This is a genomic window from Larkinella sp. (assembly GCF_965227735.1).
In the GTDB taxonomy this organism is placed as follows: domain Bacteria; phylum Bacteroidota; class Bacteroidia; order Cytophagales; family Spirosomataceae; genus Larkinella.
On record NZ_OZ245776.1, the window covers coordinates 7,233,278 to 7,247,525 of the forward strand.

Here is a 14,248-nt window from a genome sequence, read left to right on the forward strand (position 1 = left end):
TAATTCTACTGAAGGACGGCCTCACTTTTGTGAGCCAACCGGAACCCTCAGAAAACAAACCAATAAAATGGCAGTTAAAATCCGTTTATCGCGTCGGGGACGCAAAAAACTGGCTATCTACGACATCGTTATAGCCGATGCCAGAGCACCACGTGATGGTAGCTTTATTGAAAAAATCGGTTCGTACAACCCGAACACCGATCCTGCAACCGTGGTTCTGAAAAACGACCGGGCTGTAGATTGGCTGATGAAAGGGGCACAACCGACCGACACGGCCCGTTCAATTTTGTCACACGAAGGCGTGATGTTGAAAAAACACCTGCAAGTAGGTGTGATCAAAGGCGCTATCTCGCAAGAACAGGCCGATGCCAAGTTCGAAGACTGGAAAGAAGGCAAAGAAGGCCGGAAGCAGGGCAGTGCCGACACCAAATCCCAACTGAAAGCCGATGCCAAAAAAGCGCGTCTGGATGCTGAGAAGAAAGTGAATGAAGCGCGTGCGCTGGCTATTGCCAAGAAAAACGTGGTTGAAGAACCCGTTGTTGAGGCACCGGAATTGGTTGAAGAAGCCGAAGTGGAAGCACCCGTTGCCGAAGCCGCCGTGGAAGAACCTGCCGCTGAGCCCGTTGCCGAAGCCGCACCGGTTGAAGCCCCTGCCGCTGAGGCTCCCGCCGAAGCTCCGGTTGCTGAAGCCCCTGCCGCTGAAGCCGCTCCGGTTGTTGAAGCTCCTGCTGCTGAGGCTCCCGCCGAAGCTCCGGTTGCTGAAGCACCAGCCGCCGACGAAAAACCCGCTGATGAGGGCGAAGCGAAGGCTTAGTATTTCGTAAGAAATTGAGTTAACAACTGATGGAAGTCTGTTTCTTGAAATGGAATTCTGTCAGTTGTTGTTTTATATAGACCTATCCCGAATCATCGGCGGGATGCAAAATGTTGTAAGTTGTGACCAAAGAAGATTGTTTTCAATTAGGAAAAATAACGAAAACGCACGGCGTGCGGGGCGAACTGGTGTTCTTCCTTGATGTCGATATGCCGGAACTCTATGCCGAAATGGATTCGGTTCTGATCGAAGTAAAAGGCGATCTGGTTCCGTATTTCATCGAGTCGATTTCGGTGAACCGCAACCGGGGCATCGTGGCATTGGAAGGCGTGGAAACGATTGAGGAAGCGCAGAAGCTGGTGAACTGTGACTTGTTTTTACCCCTCGACAATCTGGACGAACTGGATGAAGGACAATTTTATTTCCACGAAATTGTCGGTTTTCTGGTTCGGGACGAAAAACTGGGTGATCTCGGCACAGTTCGTACCGTCTACAATGTAGCGCCCCAGAATTTAATTTCGATGGATTACCAGGGCAAGGAAGTCCTGATTCCGGTGAATGACGAACTGACCCCATCGGCGGATAAGGTAAACAAAATCCTGCACGTTCGACTGCCGGATGGCCTGGTCGATATTTACCTGGAAGAACCTTCCGCCAAAATCGGGAAGAAAACTGACGCCGACGACGAAGAGGAATTACTTGATGAGGATTGATATTTTAACCTGCCTGCCCCGGTTGCTGGACAGTTTCTTTGCCCATTCCATTTTGCAACGCGCCCAGCAGGGCGGTTTTGTGGAAGTGGTTGTTCATGACCTGCGCGATTATACGCTCGACAAACACCGGCGGGTGGATGACTATGCGTTTGGGGGCGGGGCCGGGATGGTGATGTCCATCGAACCCATTGCCCGCTGCATCCGTGCCCTGCAAACCGAACGTTCCTACGACGAAGTGATTTATGTGACGCCTGATGGTGAGCGTTTTGAACAAAAAACGGCTAACCGGCTTTCGCTAGCTCAAAATCTGATCATTCTGTGTGGTCATTACAAAGGCGTCGATGAGCGGGTTCGGGAGCTGTTCATTACCAAAGAAATCAGCGTGGGGGATTATGTGCTGTCGGGGGGCGAACTCCCCGCTGCGGTTATTTCCGACGCCATCATCCGCTTGTTGCCCGGGGTTCTGAACGACGAAACCTCGGCGTTGACGGATTCTTTTCAGGATGATTTGCTGGCTCCGCCGGTCTATACTCGCCCGGCCGAATTTGAAGGGCATTCCGTGCCGGATGTGCTGCTCTCAGGCCACGAAGCGAAGATCAATGAGTGGCGGTTTGAAAAAGCCCTGGAGCGAACCAAACAGCGTCGCCCGGATTTGCTTTCCTGAAACCGGGCGACACCCGTCGGCTCACTGCGACGGCGGATTGTTTTCCTGTTCTTCCTTTTCTTTCCGTCGTTGTTCCCGCCTTTCCTTGCGCAATTGCCGACGCGATTTCGGAATCGAATCGGTTTGAATGGCGGCTCCCCTGGCGGGTTCCTGCTCGGGCGTGACCACTTCAGGCTCGGCCCGGTCGCGTCCTAAAACCCGGCGGAAGAAATCGTTGATGCCATTGGTAGCTTCATCCGTTTCTTCTTCCGGCATCATCAGCGAGTCAATCTCGATGGAGTCAACCGGTGCAACTTCCTGTCGTAATCCTTCCCGCAGCCGCACGCCGTAGAATCCATACGCCGTGGTGTCATAGGGCGTCAAACCCCGCGAAGCCATGATCCGCCCAATCAGCCTGAAATAACCCCGCAAATACGTTCTGACGGACCCATCCGGATAAAACCGGCTGAGGGTGGCTTTAGGCGACGGAACGACGTACGACAAAAGAATGCTTTCACCAATGTCGAGATTAGAAGGGCTTTTGGCAAAATAATACCGGGAAGCTTCCCCGATTCCATAGATGTTTCGACCCCATTCGATGAAGTTGAGGTAAATTTCATACATCCGTTCTTTACTGATAATGCGCTGGTTTTCAATGAGCCACACAATCAGAATTTCTTCGGCTTTCCGCGAAAGCGTTTTGTTCCGATTCAAAAACGCATTCTTTACAAACTGCATCGAAATGGTACTGGCCCCGCGTTTGAACTTTTTGGTTTTAAAATTGGTCGCCAGCGACACCCGAAACGCTTTCTCGTTGAAACCGTTGTGGGTAAAAAAGTTGTAATCCTCCGCCGTCAGAATGGCGTTGCGCAGGTTGGGCGAAATGGAATTGAGTGGCGTAAAATCCGGGTTGGCGGGGCCAACGATGAACTTGCGCACCAGCTTGTCTTTTTCGTAGACCTCGTGCTCAAACGGTTTGTTGACCCTGCTGAAATCTTCCTTCCCAAATTGCAGAATCTTGAATTGATCCGGGGTCAGGCTGGAGTTGAACTGCACCGAATCGGGGAGGGAACTGTCTAGGTGAAGCACCGCATCATATTTCAGTTTACCGGCAACCTTCATGCCTTCCAGCGATTCAAACAGGCCCTGCGGAAAGGAATCGAACAAATCCTGCGCGTCGAGCGGGTCGGTGTGGATCTGAACGTCGTAGATTTTTACCGGTGAAACCGTGTATTTGATGAATGGCCGGGCTTTGGCTTTTCCGAGGTAAATGGTGGAGGAACTGTCGATTCCGATGTAATTCTCCCCGAAAAACAGATTGGCATCCATGGCGGCCCGTTCAACCACCACGTCGCCCAGTGCCACCGCCGGGTGATTGATGCGCAGATTCCGGACCGCTCCGGCACCTTCAATCTTGAACTCACCGCCAGAACTGGCCACATCGCGGAGTTCGGCCCGCAGCGTATCGGCCTGGAGTTTCAGTTTGAAGCGTTGTTCCAGATACGGCAATTCGAGCGGTTTTCCGTCGGCATAGAGGGCTACGTTGGCTTCCTGGTCCGAGGCCGCTACTGTGCCCATCAGGTGCCAGACCGACTCGTTGCCGTTGATCCGAATGGTCGATGTCAATTCTTCGTCGTCAATGGTGGCCGTTTCCGTCAGAAAGCTAAGTTGCCGGTCGTCGTCGGTCAGCCGGAGTTCCAGATTCTGAATATCCATGTTGTCCGGAATCTTGGCCAGCAGGTTATCGACCAGATTTTCGGCTACATCCGCCAGATCGACCCGGCGCGTGCTGGTTTCGGTATCACTGGCCGACGCGGTCGAATCCTTTTTCTGTGATTTTAGGAGAAAGTCGATGTTGGAGGTGCTGTCCCGCCGGACGATGTGGGCGAGGCCATTTTGCAGGGTGAGGGATGAAACCGCTACCCGGCCGAACAACAGGGGCCAGATGCTGACCCCGACTTCGGTTTTGCCGACCCGCAACAAACTATCGCGCGATTCCGGAACGACGGTGACATTGGAAAAAGCCACGGTTGACAGGCCCGTAAATTGGGCTTTGCCAATGGTAACGTTCAGGTTATAATCCCGCTTCGCTTTCCGGATGCCTCTGGCCAGCCCTTCTTTCAGCAGCGCTTCCCGTTTGGTGTAGATAATGCCGGCTCCAATGCCCCCCAGAACCACAAGTCCCAGCAGCACCCAGCCTGAAATAATCAGTATACGTTTTTTATTGACTTGCATTGTAAGCGAGTAAAGTGGTCCGAAAAGGCGTTCCGGCACTTTCATGGTGTGGTGCGAAGTTACGGCTATTTATCAAAATCCAGGTGGCAATTCCACCAACCGGTATCGAAGCGGGTGTTAAATTGCTTGTAAAACTGGATGGCGGGCTCATTCCAGTCGAGCACCTGCCACATCATGCCCGTGCAATCTGTTTGGCGGCCTTCTGCAATGGTGGCATCGAACAAAGCCTTACCCAATCCCCGGCCCCGAAAGCTTTCGTTGACAATGATATCTTCCAGATACAACCGCTTGCCTTTCCAGGTCGAATACCGGTAATAATACAACGACATGGCCACGATCTTGTTTTCGATTTCGGCCACCAGCACCCCAAAAAGCGGGTTGTCTCCAAAACCGTCTTTCAACATCTGTTCGGGCGTATTGGTCACTTCATGCGGTGCTTTTTCATACAGGGCCAGTTCCTGAACCAGTTCAAACAACTGCGGAACATCGGCGGGGGTACCTTTGCGGATGGTCATTCGGGGAGAAGAAATTATGTTTTAAGTGAGTTATTTCTAGCTTTCAATATTCGTTATTCATGATTCGATATTTCACCGGCATTTGAATATCGAATCATGAATAACGAATATCGAATAACGAAGTAAAAAACCGTTCACCGGTTTTCGAGGTATTTTTCCCATTTCTCCAGCACCGACCGAAAATCCTCCGGTAGCTCAGACTCGAACTGGAGCCATTCGCGTGTTCGGGGATGCTCGAAACCGAGCGATTTGGCGTGGAGGGCCTGCCGGGGCATCAGGGCGAAACAGTTCTGAACAAACGATTTGTAGGAACCATTGGCATTTCCGCGCAGAATGCGGTCACCGCCATAGGTGGCGTCGCTGAAAAGCGGATGCCCCAGATACTGCATGTGCGCCCTGATCTGGTGGGTTCGCCCGGTTTCGAGCTTGCATTCCACCAGTGAAACGTAATGCAGCGATTTTAAAACTTTATAATGGGTAACGGCGCGCTTGCCCTGACTGCCGTCGGGAAAAACCGCCTGTACTTTCCGGTCGCGGAGACTCCGGCCAATGTTCCCATTGATGGTGCCTTCGTTTTCTTTCAGTTCGCCCCAGGCCAGGGCATTGTAGGTTCGCTCGATGGTGTGTTCAAAAAACTGGCGGCCGAGGTGAGTCATGGCGTATTCGGTTTTGGCAATCACCATCAAACCGGAGGTGTCCTTGTCGATCCGGTGCACCAGGCCGGGGCGGATGCTGCCGTTGCGCGAGGTGGGCAAGTTCTGGAAGTGATACACGAGGGCGTTTACCAGTGTACCGGTCCAGTTGCTATACGCCGGATGCACCACCATGCCGGCCGGTTTGTTCAGCACCAGCACTTCATCGTCTTCGTAAACAATGTTCAGCGGAATGTCTTCCGGCAGAATGTCCGTGTCGCGGGGCGGATGCGGCAACGAAACCGTAATCACATCCTGTGGTTTGATTTTATAACTCGCCTTGATGGCATTGCCGTTGACCTTCACCGCTTCCGTGTCAATGCCGTTCTGAATTTTGGTTCGGGTGGCGTTCGGCAATCGTTCGGTCAAAAACCGGTCAATCCGTACCAGATTCTGGCCGGGATCGACCACCAGGCGGAAATGTTCGTAAAGCTCGTCTTCATCCGGGTCAGCAAGCACCGGTTCTTCATCCTGCTGGGCCATGGTCTCAGGTTGTAACATCTTACAAAAGTACCAAGAATCAGACGTTTTAGCGAACGGTCACTGGTTTTTGTTAAAATATCGCGTGACCTTGTTACTTTTGTGTCGTCGTAAAGAAAACGACGTGTTGCAACCTGATACAAATGAAAACGTATATCCCACCCCGCATGTGGCCTTTACGGGCTACCTGTCTGAAAATTGCCTTCATTCTGCCCTTCGCACTGACGACCCTTTCCAGTTGCGAACCCGATGCAGTCGTCGTTCCGGAAATCGAGTATGGCGGTATTTTTACCGTGCAGGAAGCCGATCCGAAAGAAAGTTATTTGCTGACGCTGCGTAAAAATCCGGAAAAAGCGAAAACATTTACCATCGAAAATCTGGCCAATCTGGTCAAAGAACCGCTCCAGGCGACGGTAACAAACAACAAACTGGTGATTTTAGACCAGGCTTTTACCAACTATTTAGGCGACAAGTATACCATTTCCGGCGAGGGGGAACTTATCGACGAAACTCTGGTTCTTCGCTATGCCATCAATGGACATAACGGGTATGCCGGATCAGTTTTCGCGAAAAAACAGGGCGACGGGAAATAAACGGACGTGAACGACTTGCTGGCGGTTTCTGATTTTTCCCGACTGCAATTTCTGCCGAACCCTTTTCCGGAAGCAGTGTCTATCCAGCTTTATCTGAAGCGGGATGATGAGTTACATCCGGCGGTGTCGGGGAACAAATGGCGCAAGCTCATCTATAACCTCGTTGAAGCGCGTCGGTTGGGTCACCAAACGTTATTAACCTACGGCGGGGCCTATTCTAACCACATTTATGCCGTTGCGGCTGCCGGTCGCGAATACGGTTTTTCGACCGTTGGCGTCATTCGGGGGGAAGACCACCGGGAGCGCGACACGCCAACGCTGGCCTTCGCCCGTTCGCAGGGAATGCAGCTTCATTTCGTTACCCGGCAGCAATTCCGAAACCTGGCAGATGCGGTTTTTCAACAGGGGCTTCGGCAACGCTTCGGCACCTATTACGACCTGCCGGAAGGTGGCACCAATGCGTTGGCCGTGCGCGGAACGGCGGAAATTATCCCGGAAATTTTGCAGCAAATTGATTTTTTACCAAACTACATCTGTTGTCCGGTTGGCACGGGCGGAACGTTGGCGGGTTTGGAACAGTCGGCCCCGCATGGCTTGAAGGTGTTGGGCTTCTCGGCTCTGAAAGGCTTTACTCCAGACCTGAACCGGCCCGAAAACGTGCAAACTGACTACCACTTTGGCGGATATGCCAAAACCACCTCCGAATTGCTGACCTTCATTCGCGGTTTTGAACAGAAAACCGGCGTGCGAATCGAGCAGGTGTATACCGGAAAAATGCTGTACGGCATTTACGATCTGGCCCGAAAAAACTACTTTTTACCAGACAGTAAAGTTATCGCGATTCACACCGGCGGTTTGCAGGGGAGAAGTAACAAGCTGGATGAATAAAACTGACTTTCCAGCGTAGTCGTGCGAGTTTCGGGACGAAAACGAAGACCAGTAAAATCACCACCCAGCCCTCTTTTAAAGAAAATCAATCAACTCAGCATAGACAGATGGAATATCGGAAATTGGGCGAGTCGGACGTAACGGTTTCGGCCATCGCCTTTGGCGCCTGGGCGGTTGGCGGCTGGATGTGGGGAGGAACGGAGCGAAAAGAAGCCGTCGAAGCCATTCAGGCAGCGTATGATCTGGGCGTTACGTCCATCGACACAGCCCCGGTTTATGGCCAGGGTACCAGCGAAGAAATTGTTGGAGAAGCCATCAAAGACATTCCCCGCGATCGGGTGCAGATTCTGACCAAGTACGGGATGCGATGGGATCTGGCGAAAGGAACATTGGCTTTTCATACGAAAAACAACGATGGGACGCCGATCGATGTGTACAAATACGCGGCCAAGGAAAGCATCATCAAAGAATGTGAAGACAGCCTGAAACGACTCGGAACGGATTACATTGACCTGTACCAGATTCACTGGCCGGATGTTACCACCCCGATTTCCGAAACAATGGAAGCCGTGAGTCGGCTGATCGAGCAGGGGAAAATCCGGCAGGCCGGTGTTTCCAACTACAGCGTCGAGCAGATGAAGGAGGCCGAACAAACGTTGAAACTGGCTTCTAATCAGGTTTCGTACAGCATGGTCAAGCGTGAGATTGAAGCCGAACTGGTGCCGTATTGCCTCGAAAACCGGAAGTCGATTCTGGCCTACAGCCCGCTGGAACGCGGTTTGCTGGCGGGCAAAATCAAACCGGGACACCAGTTTGCCGAAGGAGATCACCGGGTTAATTACAAAGCTTACAAAGATGGAAACATCGACCGGGTATGGCCCTTCCTGGATAAAATCATTCCCCTGGCCGAACAGAAGCAGGTAAGCCTGAGTCAGTTGGTGATTCGCTGGACGATCGACCGCCCCGGCATTACCGTCGCCCTCGTGGGTGCGCGGAATGCCGAACAGGCGGTTCAAAACGCCAAAGCCATCGACGTCCGGCTGACGGCGGAAGAGACGGCTTTTATCAACGAGCAACTGGAAGCGGTCGTGTTGGTTTAACCCTGTCAGGGTCTTCGACCGCTGACAGGGTTAAACCAAATATTTCCGGTAAAACGGCCTGTAGCCGAGCAGTAGCGCAAACGGCGTCAAGAGTCCAAACACGATTTTCTGAACGGCGAAGGGCGGTTTGGCCAGGCGGAATACCTGGTCAAAATGATTCATCATGAGGGCTGCCTGCAAAAGGCCCGGCACCCCGTCGGCATTGGTTTTGCCGTCAGTCGCCAGACCGGTGTTTAGCTCCAGCAAATATTCTGTATCCATCGCCGGAATCGTTTTCCAGGCGACGACGGTTTTGTCGTCGGTGGCATTCCACATGGAATGAACGGTGTTTTTTCTGATGTGAATTTTGTCGCCGGGCTGGAGGATCTGAAGGGTACCACCCAAACGAATGGTTAATGCGCCCTGCAACACTTCAAAATATTCATCCTGATGGGGATGGTAATGGGCCATAGGCTCTTTGGATTGAGCCTCATAAGTAGTGATCAGTTCCAGAAGCTGGCCGTTGGTATCGGCCTGAGTCTGCACAAACTGAATGATCTGCCCGGTTTTCGGGTTCCGAATTTCTTTTCCTCGATGTGCCATGGTGTGTATTTGTTGTCAGGCGAAGATAGCAGGGCCTGTTTGCAGATACCAAGACATTGTTAGGAAGCGGTTGAAACAACAACCCAAAGACCTTGTTTCAACTTCGTTATTCAACTTCAATATTCGTTATTCAACATTCATTATTCAATATTAATTTATTTATGAAGTTAAAATAGCGAATAACTAATAGCGAATAATGAATATTGAATAACGAATAATGAAGTTTGATTGAAATCAAACCGGTAAATAAATTGTGAAAGAGGCTCCCTGGTTTAATTCACTTTCGGCGTTGATTACTCCGTGGTGATTTTCAACAATTTTTTTGCACAATGCCAGGCCAATTCCCGTTCCACTGTACGACTTTCGCCCGTTTAACCGGTGGAAAATGGTAAAAATCTGTTCGGCGTATTGCTGTTCAAAACCGATACCGTTGTCTTTAAAATTCAGTTTTACATAAGCCCGACCGGGTTGCAGATTCGGAATCGTTCGGGCTACTTCCGGCAAAAGAAGGGTCGATGAAATACGGATTTCGGGATTCTTTTCCGAAAACTTGAGTGAATTGCCAATCAGATTGGAAAAAAGCTGATTTAATTGCTGTGGAATTGCGTTTAAGATTGGTAATTCATCCTGAATAATAACCGCCTTTTTTTGCTCAATTAATAACTCGAAATCCGTTTTGACGTTCGCTAAAATCAAATTGAGATCGGTTTTTATAAAGAGTTCATCCGTTCTGGAAAGGCGTGAATACTCCAGCACATCTTTGATTAAAGCCGACATGCGCTGCGCCGAAGAACTAATTTTAGACAACAGGTTTTTCGACGATTCTTCATTGTGAGCGGTGTCGGTTAACAGTTCCGTAAACGTTTGAATCTTCCGCAGCGGTTCCTGCAAATCATGGCTGGCGATGTAGGCAAATTGCTCCAGTTCGTGGTTGGTGCGCACCAGTTCGGCATTCGTGTTCTGGAGTTCGAGCGTCCGTTCCATCACCCGTTTTTCCAGTTCTTCGGCTGTTTCTTCCAGATTTTTCCGGGCTTCGACCTGCTGTGTAATGTCGATGGCCGATCCCAGCAACCGGACGGGTTTTTGTTGCGCATCAAAAATCACTTTTCCAATTGCCCGCACCCAGTGAACAGCGTGGTCGGGCCTGGCCAGCCGGGCCTCATAATACAGACGCCCCGTTTTGAAAGCCTCTTCGTGCGCTTTAGCCCGAATCGGCAGGTCATCCGGATGGATGGATCCACTAAAATCGGTATGCTGATGGGGCTGATTCGGGGCCAGTCCGAAAATTTCTACGAGCCGTTCCGAATACTTGAAAATGCCATGCTCAATGTCCCAGTCATACGTTCCCATTTCGGCGGCTTCGACCGCCAGCCGGGATCGTTGTTCGGCCTCGTAAATCGAAATCCGGGATTCTACTTTTTCGGTTACGTCATTAACGGTCACCATAATGCCGGAAACCGCCTGGTCGGTTCCGAACAGGGGAGCATACTCGAAATCAAGGTAGTATTTGCCCATGCCCTCCGGGGTGTTCACATAGGCGAGCGCTTCCTTTTCCGTATAGGATTGACCCGTTTCGAGAACGCGGGCCAGCAAAGCGGGAAATGGCTGATCGTTCAATTCCGGGAATACATCCAGCAACTTTTTGCCCTGAACCTCCGAAAACGGCCGTTTCCACAGCGTTTTCAGCATAGTTTCGTTAGCAATTTCGATGATCAGATCGGTTCCTCTGAAAATCGCCATGGCAATCGGCGACTGAATGACCAGATTCCGGAATTGCCGTTCACTTTCCTGGGTGGCGTGTTTGGATTTGACCAATTCGGTTACTTCATTGGCTACCACAATGATACCACTCACCGACTGATCGGCTTCGCGCAAAGGCTGGTAAACAAAGTTAACATAAACCGTATCCGTTTTTCCAAACCGGTTGAGGGCTACGGCAAATTCGTTGCCGAAAAAGGGTTCGCCCGTTTCGACAACCCGATCGAGCAACTCCAGGATGCCCTGATTGCGAATTTCCGGCAAGGCATCCAGTATTTCTTTGCCGACCGTCTGCTCCGCCGACTTTCCAATCAGATTGAGATAGGCAGCGTTGGCGGCTTCAAACACAAAGCGATTTCCCTGCAAAACCGCAATGCCCACCGGGGCCTGATTGATCACATTGCGAATGTGTTCTTCCGCTTTCAGGCGGTTTTGTGCAATCGCCAGTTGCGCCTGACGGTCGATGTCAGCTAGCTGTTTTGCCTGTTTAAATTCGTTTTCGTGGCGCTCGATGGTATCAATGGCCGTAGCAATCTGTGAGCCGATCTGCTCCACAAAGTGCTGGTAATCTGTGTCGAAACTGCGATGCGGATTGAGCCCCGCCACCAGAATACCCATTTTGTTTTCCGAACCAGCTTTTTGAACCGGTAAAATGAAGGCATTGTCGGGCAGCCGGTCGGTCAGGGATTGGACCAGCGTTGTGATTTTTTTCGATACACCCTGAATCCGGACCGGCTGCCCAGTTTCAACGATGGAGTTGAGTTGCCAGAAGTCACCGGTGGCGTTATCGGCGAGCAAAACGGTTTTTTCGAACGGATTTTGTTCCGGCAGAATCCCCGAGCAATGAACCAATTGGGCTTCCTGTCCGGTCGGATCGATCAAATAAAAGGCGGCAAACGGAATGTCTTTGTAATTTTGGCCCAGAATGTCAATGGCAATCCGGCCTGCATCGGCTTTTGTTTTTGCGGATAAAACCTGGCTGGTTAGCGCATTCAGCGTCTGCAACCGGCGTTGTTGCAACACCTTGTTCGTTTCTTCGTGACAGGCGCAGAACAAACCGCCTACTTCCCCGTTCTCGTCGATAATCGGGCTATACGAAAAATTGAAATAGCCTTCTTCGGGAAATTCCTTTCGTTCCAGCAACAGCATCAAGTCCTGGCCGTAGATTGATTCCTGCTGTTCAAAAACCAGGTTTTTCATTGGAAGCAGGCTTTCTTCCCAGATTTCGGACCAGAGTTCGTTGGCGGGTTTGCCCAGAAAAGCCGGGTGCTTATGACCCATCAGCGGCACATAGGCATCGTTGTGAAGGTTGATCAATTCCGGCCCCCACCAGATAAACATGGGATAGCTGGACCGAAGCACGATGCTGATGGCGGTTTTTAAACTTTGCGGCCACTGATCGGGTTCGCCCAGAGGGGATTGGGACCAGTCGAAAGCCCGCAGGAGTTGGCCCGCTTCGCCACCGCCCGCCAAAAAAGGGAACAGGTTAGGGTTCGGTGTCTGTTTACTTACCAAGTTGATGTTAGAAAATGGCTGTTTAATGATAAAGATACGAAATAAAAAAAAGACACCCGATACCTCTGCTTACTTCTTCACTTCCCTGAAATCCAGTTGCTGAATCAGGGCCGGGTTTTCGGGCGTAAGCGTAAAAAAGACGTCGATATTTGCTTTTTCGCCTTCGATCAGGAACCGCCCCCGCAGTTGATTTTCGGCAACCAACTCTCCGACACGAACAACGGGTCCCACTTTGGCATACAAATCCTGTACCGTTTTTCGGCGGATTTCCAGCGACAGATCGGGGAAGAAATTTTCCGCAAAGAGGTTGCTTTCAGCCGCATTCTTCCAATCGGGGAGAAGTTGAAGCAACTCGGCTTTGCGTTGCGCCAGGATTTTGGAAACCGGAATCATGCGGGGTTTCAAACCCGCCGTCGTAATCAGCGTATCCAGTGCCGCCCAGTTTACCGAACCCATGCTGGCGTAGGTGAGGTTCCCGAAGGCCACCACGCCAATCCCGTATTCCGGCATGATCCACCACTGGCTGCCGAAACCGGGGAGTCCGCCCGTATGCCCCACATAAACCCGCCCGTCGCAATCGCGGCTCCAGCGCAGGCCGTAAGCGTAACTGCTCACCATCGGGCAGGCCCGGCCACTGGGGTACTTGAAATTGGCACTGAGGCTGTTAAACGTCCAGGGTTGTTGCATTTCACGCACCGAACTGCGTTTGATGGGCGGTCCGTCGCCACGGGCGGTTTCGGCAGCACTGCGGGCAGGCCAGGCCGACTCATGGAAAGCCATATATTTGCTGAAATCTTCCACTGATGTGATTAACCCGCCCATCGCGCCGTATGATCCGTCGTGCAGCAGCGGTTCTTCGAGCCAGGTGTTATCCTGCCAGCGGTAGCCGTGCGCCAGCAGGGTCGGCGGTATTTTGGTGTATTCCCAAACGGTTTGCGTCATGCCCAGCGGTTTGAAAATCGCTTCGTCGATGTACTGCTGGTACGGTTTTCCGGAAACTTTGGTGATGATGGCACCCAGCATCGCAAACCCCAGGTTGCTGTATTCATAGGTAACTCCCGGAACATTCGAAAGCGACAGCCCCCCCGCAATCAGTTTGAGCAGATCGGCCGGGCTGTCGTCCAGTTGCCGGTCACCCCAGGGATTGTCTTCGGGAAAACCCGCCGAATGCGTCATCAGATTCCGAACCGTTATCAGAGGTGAATCCGAAGTCAGATACGGCAGTTTTTTCAACTCGGGAATGTAGAGGTAAGCCGGATCATCGAGCCGCAATTTGCCTTCGTCCCGCAGTTTCAGAATCGCCATCGTGGTCACACTCTTGCTCATCGACGCGATGCGAAACAGCGACTTCGGCGTTGCCGCGGTTTTCTTCGCCACATCCGTATGGCCAAAACCGCCCGCGTGAACCAGCTTGCCATCGACCACAATGCCAAACGCCAGACCCGGAAAGTGGTTCTTTTCGGCATGTTGGCGATATAAACTGTCGATGATCGGAAAAACCGCTGCGATCTTTTCATTTCGCTGGGGATCGGCAAAAACCGGCGTCTGGTAAGTGGTTGAATAGGAGGCTGGAAGTCGATCCCCCGAAGCGGGTTTGGGCTGGCCGCTGGCGAGCGACGTATAGAGTAGGGCAAGGGAGAGGAGGTGTTTTTTCATGGCTGTATTCGGTTGCGCTAAAATAGGACGCATTTGTGAAAAGAGCTATTTCTGACCAACAAGA

The 14,248-nt window shown here is 51.6% G+C and carries 12 protein-coding genes; 6 read left to right on the forward strand and 6 right to left on the reverse strand.

Features of this window, described 5'->3' with window-relative positions; all coding sequences use genetic code 11:
* The first annotated feature begins 67 nt into the window (after nucleotides 1-67).
* From ACO064_RS28600 to trmD, 3 genes are all read left to right on the forward strand, one after another.
* A complete protein-coding gene (locus ACO064_RS28600; protein ID WP_421830604.1) occupies nucleotides 68-814 on the forward strand; it encodes a 30S ribosomal protein S16 in 747 nt (248 codons plus the stop codon).
* Nucleotides 815-936: 122 nt separating this feature from the next.
* The gene (rimM, locus tag ACO064_RS28605; protein ID WP_421830605.1) at nucleotides 937-1,527 is read left to right on the forward strand and encodes a ribosome maturation factor RimM; all 591 of its coding nucleotides are present in this window, start codon (nucleotides 937-939) and stop codon (nucleotides 1,525-1,527) included.
* Entirely contained in the window at nucleotides 1,517-2,191 is a 675-nt protein-coding gene (trmD, locus tag ACO064_RS28610; RefSeq protein WP_421830606.1) for a tRNA (guanosine(37)-N1)-methyltransferase TrmD, read from the forward strand. The genes rimM and trmD overlap by 11 nt, the downstream gene beginning before the upstream one ends.
* Nucleotides 2,192-2,212: 21 nt before the next feature.
* Here trmD and ACO064_RS28615 read toward each other — a convergent pair whose 3' ends face one another.
* The 3 genes from ACO064_RS28615 to ACO064_RS28625 all read right to left on the reverse strand — a co-directional run bounded on the left by ACO064_RS28615 (nucleotide 2,213) and on the right by ACO064_RS28625 (nucleotide 6,095).
* Nucleotides 2,213-4,405, reverse strand: a complete 2,193-nt coding sequence (locus ACO064_RS28615) for a transglycosylase domain-containing protein (RefSeq protein WP_421830607.1) — start codon at nucleotides 4,403-4,405, stop codon at nucleotides 2,213-2,215.
* Between the two features lie 65 nt (nucleotides 4,406-4,470).
* A complete protein-coding gene (locus ACO064_RS28620; protein ID WP_421830608.1) occupies nucleotides 4,471-4,920 on the reverse strand; it encodes a GNAT family N-acetyltransferase in 450 nt (149 codons plus the stop codon).
* Between the two features lie 134 nt (nucleotides 4,921-5,054).
* Entirely contained in the window at nucleotides 5,055-6,095 is a 1,041-nt protein-coding gene (locus ACO064_RS28625) for an RluA family pseudouridine synthase (RefSeq protein ID WP_421830609.1), read from the reverse strand.
* A 140-nt stretch (nucleotides 6,096-6,235) separates the two neighbouring features.
* Here ACO064_RS28625 and ACO064_RS28630 point away from each other — a divergent pair, with 140 nt between their 5' ends.
* The 3 genes from ACO064_RS28630 (at nucleotide 6,236) to ACO064_RS28640 (ending at nucleotide 8,673) form a co-directional block, all read left to right on the forward strand.
* Nucleotides 6,236-6,685, forward strand: coding sequence for a hypothetical protein (locus tag ACO064_RS28630; protein ID WP_421830610.1), 450 nt, complete (start codon nucleotides 6,236-6,238; stop codon nucleotides 6,683-6,685).
* Nucleotides 6,686-6,691: 6 nt separating this feature from the next.
* Nucleotides 6,692-7,573, forward strand: coding sequence for a 1-aminocyclopropane-1-carboxylate deaminase/D-cysteine desulfhydrase (locus ACO064_RS28635; protein WP_421830611.1), 882 nt, complete (start codon nucleotides 6,692-6,694; stop codon nucleotides 7,571-7,573).
* A gap of 107 nt (nucleotides 7,574-7,680) precedes the next feature.
* Complete coding sequence (locus ACO064_RS28640) at nucleotides 7,681-8,673, forward strand: aldo/keto reductase (RefSeq protein ID WP_421830612.1); 993 nt, start codon at nucleotides 7,681-7,683, stop codon at nucleotides 8,671-8,673.
* A gap of 30 nt (nucleotides 8,674-8,703) precedes the next feature.
* On the opposite strand, the gene ACO064_RS28645 is transcribed toward ACO064_RS28640, so the two are convergent.
* The 3 genes from ACO064_RS28645 to ACO064_RS28655 all read right to left on the reverse strand — a co-directional run bounded on the left by ACO064_RS28645 (nucleotide 8,704) and on the right by ACO064_RS28655 (nucleotide 14,184).
* Nucleotides 8,704-9,255: a cupin domain-containing protein gene (locus tag ACO064_RS28645; protein ID WP_421830613.1), complete on the reverse strand. Its 552-nt coding sequence runs from the start codon at nucleotides 9,253-9,255 to the stop codon at nucleotides 8,704-8,706.
* 234 nt (nucleotides 9,256-9,489) lie between these two features.
* Nucleotides 9,490-12,528, reverse strand: coding sequence for a PAS domain-containing protein (locus ACO064_RS28650; RefSeq protein WP_421830614.1), 3,039 nt, complete (start codon nucleotides 12,526-12,528; stop codon nucleotides 9,490-9,492).
* A gap of 69 nt (nucleotides 12,529-12,597) precedes the next feature.
* The gene (locus ACO064_RS28655) at nucleotides 12,598-14,184 is read right to left on the reverse strand and encodes a serine hydrolase domain-containing protein (protein ID WP_421830615.1); all 1,587 of its coding nucleotides are present in this window, start codon (nucleotides 14,182-14,184) and stop codon (nucleotides 12,598-12,600) included.
* Nucleotides 14,185-14,248 lie beyond the last annotated feature (64 nt).

What these genes read in the sequence shown, in the direction of transcription:
- ACO064_RS28600 (WP_421830604.1), top strand. Translation starts at nt 68, where the DNA reads ATGGCAGTTAAAATCCGTTTATCGCGTCGGGGACGCAAAAAACTGGCT.
- trmD (WP_421830606.1), top strand. Translation starts at nt 1,517, where the DNA reads ATGAGGATTGATATTTTAACCTGCCTGCCCCGGTTGCTGGACAGTTTC.
- ACO064_RS28615 (WP_421830607.1), bottom strand. Translation starts at nt 4,405, where the DNA reads ATGCAAGTCAATAAAAAACGTATACTGATTATTTCAGGCTGGGTGCTG.
- ACO064_RS28620 (WP_421830608.1), bottom strand. Translation starts at nt 4,920, where the DNA reads ATGACCATCCGCAAAGGTACCCCCGCCGATGTTCCGCAGTTGTTTGAA.
- ACO064_RS28625 (WP_421830609.1), bottom strand. Translation starts at nt 6,095, where the DNA reads ATGGCCCAGCAGGATGAAGAACCGGTGCTTGCTGACCCGGATGAAGAC.
- ACO064_RS28630 (WP_421830610.1), top strand. Translation starts at nt 6,236, where the DNA reads ATGAAAACGTATATCCCACCCCGCATGTGGCCTTTACGGGCTACCTGT.
- ACO064_RS28640 (WP_421830612.1), top strand. Translation starts at nt 7,681, where the DNA reads ATGGAATATCGGAAATTGGGCGAGTCGGACGTAACGGTTTCGGCCATC.
- ACO064_RS28645 (WP_421830613.1), bottom strand. Translation starts at nt 9,255, where the DNA reads ATGGCACATCGAGGAAAAGAAATTCGGAACCCGAAAACCGGGCAGATC.
- ACO064_RS28655 (WP_421830615.1), bottom strand. Translation starts at nt 14,184, where the DNA reads ATGAAAAAACACCTCCTCTCCCTTGCCCTACTCTATACGTCGCTCGCC.